This window comes from Chthonomonas sp., assembly GCF_035294165.1.
Lineage (GTDB): Bacteria > Armatimonadota > Chthonomonadetes > Chthonomonadales > Chthonomonadaceae > Chthonomonas.
Genome location: NZ_DATGLN010000246.1, coordinates 1 through 3,198, shown reverse-complemented (window position 1 = coordinate 3,198; position 3,198 = coordinate 1). Strand labels below are relative to the sequence as shown.

The 3,198-nt window shown below is 58.5% G+C and carries 3 protein-coding genes; 2 read left to right on the top strand and 1 reads right to left on the bottom strand.

The window, feature by feature from the left end; all coding sequences use genetic code 11:
* Positions 1-58: 58 nt before the first annotated feature.
* Complete coding sequence (locus tag VKV29_RS13750) at positions 59-1,111, top strand: NAD(P)/FAD-dependent oxidoreductase (protein ID WP_343217379.1); 1,053 nt, start codon at positions 59-61, stop codon at positions 1,109-1,111.
* A gap of 6 nt (positions 1,112-1,117) precedes the next feature.
* Positions 1,118-1,588, top strand: coding sequence for a D-aminoacyl-tRNA deacylase (dtd, locus tag VKV29_RS13745; protein WP_324201887.1), 471 nt, complete (start codon positions 1,118-1,120; stop codon positions 1,586-1,588).
* A 688-nt stretch (positions 1,589-2,276) separates the two neighbouring features.
* Here dtd and VKV29_RS13740 read toward each other — a convergent pair.
* A partial coding sequence (locus VKV29_RS13740; protein WP_324201886.1) for a phosphoglycerate kinase occupies positions 2,277-3,198 on the bottom strand: 922 nt, incomplete at its 5' end.

Sequence of the window (3,198 nt, the reverse complement as noted above, 5' to 3'; positions counted from 1 at the left end):
ATGCAATTAGAAGCAACCGACTTCGTGCGAGGGATACCTAAAGGAGAAATTGTAGAAATTGACCGCAGTGAGTGAGCCTAAAATCGCACCGCAAGAGGACGCGGTAGAGAGAGACCTTTACGATGTAACCATCATCGGTGGGGGCCCCGTGGGGCTGTTTGGGGCTTTTTATGCGGGTATGCGCCAGATGCGCACCAAGATCATTGACAGCCTCCCGGAGTTGGGGGGGCAGCTTATGGCGCTTTACCCCGAAAAGTACGTTTACGATATGCCGGGCTTTCCTAAGGTGCTGGCGCGTGATTTGGCGCTCGACATGATAGAGCAGGGGCTACGCTTCAACCCCACCGTCTGCCTCTCCGAGATGGCGCTGAAGATGGAGCATGCGCCCGACGGCACCATCGTGGTCACCACGCAGAAAGCCGTCCACTACACCCGCACGCTCGTCATCGCCACAGGCGCCGGTGCCTTCTCCCCTAAAAAGCTCGATGCGCCCGGCGTGGCCGAGTTTGAAGGGCGTGGTGTGTTCTACTTCGTGCGCAACAAAGCTCAGTTTGCCGGCAAGCGCATTCTCATTGTAGGTGGAGGGGATTCGGCGCTTGACTGGGCGATGAACTTAGAGCCTATCGCCGAAAGCATCACGCTGATTCACCGCCGCGATAAGTTTCGCTGCCATGAAGAGAGCCTCGACTGGCTGATGAACCGCTCTCGGGTAAAAACCTATCTCTGGCATGAACTGGGGCGTGTGGAGGGGAGCGGCTGCGTGGAGCGCGCCGTCATCTTCGACAACCGCACCAAGGAAGAAAAGGTTCTGGAGGTGGATGCCATTCTCCTTAACATCGGTTTCTCCGCCGATCTAGGCCCCATTAAGGAGTGGGGCGTGCGTCTCGAAGGCAACAGCATCCCTGTGAACCGGCTGATGCAGGCCGAGGACAGGAACGGCAACATCATGCGCGGGGTGTACGCCGCAGGAGATATATCCACCTACGAGGGCAAGATCAAGCTGATCGCCACCGGTGTAGGAGAGATATGCACGGCCGTCTGTCATGCCAAGACGCAGATTGACCCCACCGCGAAGCTGTTTCCAGGCCATAGCAGCAACCTGTCTCTGTAAGGCACCATGCGGGCTATTGTTCAGAGGGTATCGCAGGCCTGTGTGCGCGTTGTGGATGGGTTTCAGAGGGCACGGGAGGTGGCTCGCATAGAGCGTGGGTTCCTCGTGCTTTTGGGCGTACATGGGGCGGATACCGAGCGCGAGGCGCGTGTGTTGGCGGAGAAGATCGCCGGGTTACGCGTTATGGAGGATGCGGACGGCAAGATGAACCTCGCTCTAGCCGATGTGGGGGGCAGTGTGCTGGTTGTTTCCAACTTTACCCTCTATGGGGACTGTCGGAAAGGACGACGCCCGAGCTTTTCTGAGGCGGCCTCGCCTGCACAGGCCGAGGCGCTGTATCGGCTTTTTGGAGAGGCTTTGGCCGCACAAGACATCCCCGTTGCATGGGGAGAGTTCGGCGCCCATATGGAGGTGGAGTTGGTGAACGACGGGCCGGTAACCTTGGTGATTGAAGCGCGGGATGGCGATATCGTTTAGCACGATATGCCTATTCGCGATTTCACGAAAATTTCACGATAACTTTGTAGAATCCTCTTGAAGCCTCTTCCACTCTTAAGGGGTGAGGCCCTCCAATAAGCTTTCCCTCCTTTCCGGCCGGAGAGGAGGGATTTTTTATGTCTTGGTAACCACCTAGAAAGCGGCGTGGGCTGATTTGCGAATCGGTTCTAGAGCCAATCTGCAGAACAAGCCTCCCTTTGCTCGCCTCTAACCTGTCCTTTCGTCATAGCAGACGGCAACGCAGCGGTCTTGGCAGATGAGGGGGAGGGCGTCGGCCTTGAGGTTATCCACTCATTATGTAATTGCCTCTAGAGCAAGTTAGCAGAATGAGCTTATCTCGCTCGCCCCCTATCCCGGCCTTTCCCCCGATTCGGGAGGTGCTAGCGCACGGCGATGCAGCGGCCAGAGAGATGGACGGGTAAAAAGTATGAAACAGGCCGCTGAGATGCTCACCGCGAGGTGCCCCTCTCCCAAATTGGGGGAGGGCGTCGGCCTTGAGGGGCGGGGGGGTGGGGGCTGTAGAAGCAGACAGCGATGCAGCAGCCAGAGGAGGAGACGCCGGAGAGAATAAAAACAGGCCGCAAAGGCGCCGTCCACGAGGACGCCCACCGCGAGGTGCCCCTCTCCCCAATGGGGAGAGGGGTGGGGGATTGGGGTGAACCTCCGGTTATTTATCCTGCAGAACCACCACGCCGGGGAGTGGGCGGCCTTCAAGGAATTCCAGAGACGCGCCTCCGCCGGTGGAGATGTGGGTCATCTTGTCGGCGAAGCCGAGTTGCTGTACGGCTGCTGCCGAATCGCCTCCTCCGATGATGGTGATGGCGCCGGAATCGGCGAGCGCTTTGGCCACGGCGCGCGTGCCTTCGGCAAACTTCGCGAACTCAAAAATGCCCATCGGGCCGTTCCAAAATACGGTGCCGGCGCCCTGTACCGCTTTCGAGAAGGTCTCAATGGTCTTCGGACCTATGTCGGCCCCCTCCCAATCGGCAGGGATGTGCTCCACATCCACGACCTGCGTTTGGCAGGCCTCCTCTCCAACTTCAAAGGGGTTGGCGTTGGTTACAACCACATCCACCGGCAGAAGCAGTTTCGAGCCGGCTTTCTCCAACACCTCTTGGCAGAAGGTCAGGTTCTGTTCGTCAAGAAGGGAGCGACCGACCTCCAGCCCCTTGGCCTTGAGGAAGGTGTAGGCCATTCCTCCCCCGATGATCAGCGTATCCACCTTGTCGAGTAGGGAGCGAATAACCCCGATCTTATCCTTCACCTTCGCCCCGCCCAAAATGGCTACGAAGGGGCGCTTGGGATGCGTCAGAGCGTTGCCGAGATAGTCCAGCTCTTTTTCCATAAGAAAACCGGCCACTGCCGGCAGGTACTGCGCTACCCCTGCCGTAGAGGCGTGAGCGCGGTGAGCGGTGCCAAAGGCATCGTTGACGTAGAGATCGGCCAGACTCGCCAGTTGCTTGGCGAATTCGGGGTCGTTGGCCTCTTCTTCTGGATGGAAGCGGACATTTTCTAGCAGTACCACATCTCCAGGTTGCATGGCGCTTACGTGCGCTTCTACCTCTGGGCCTACGCAATCCGGCAGGAGA

Bases quoted from the DNA above. Each gene is read 5' to 3' on its own strand.
- dtd (WP_324201887.1), top strand. From the start codon at position 1,118: ATGCGGGCTATTGTTCAGAGGGTATCGCAGGCCTGTGTGCGCGTTGTG.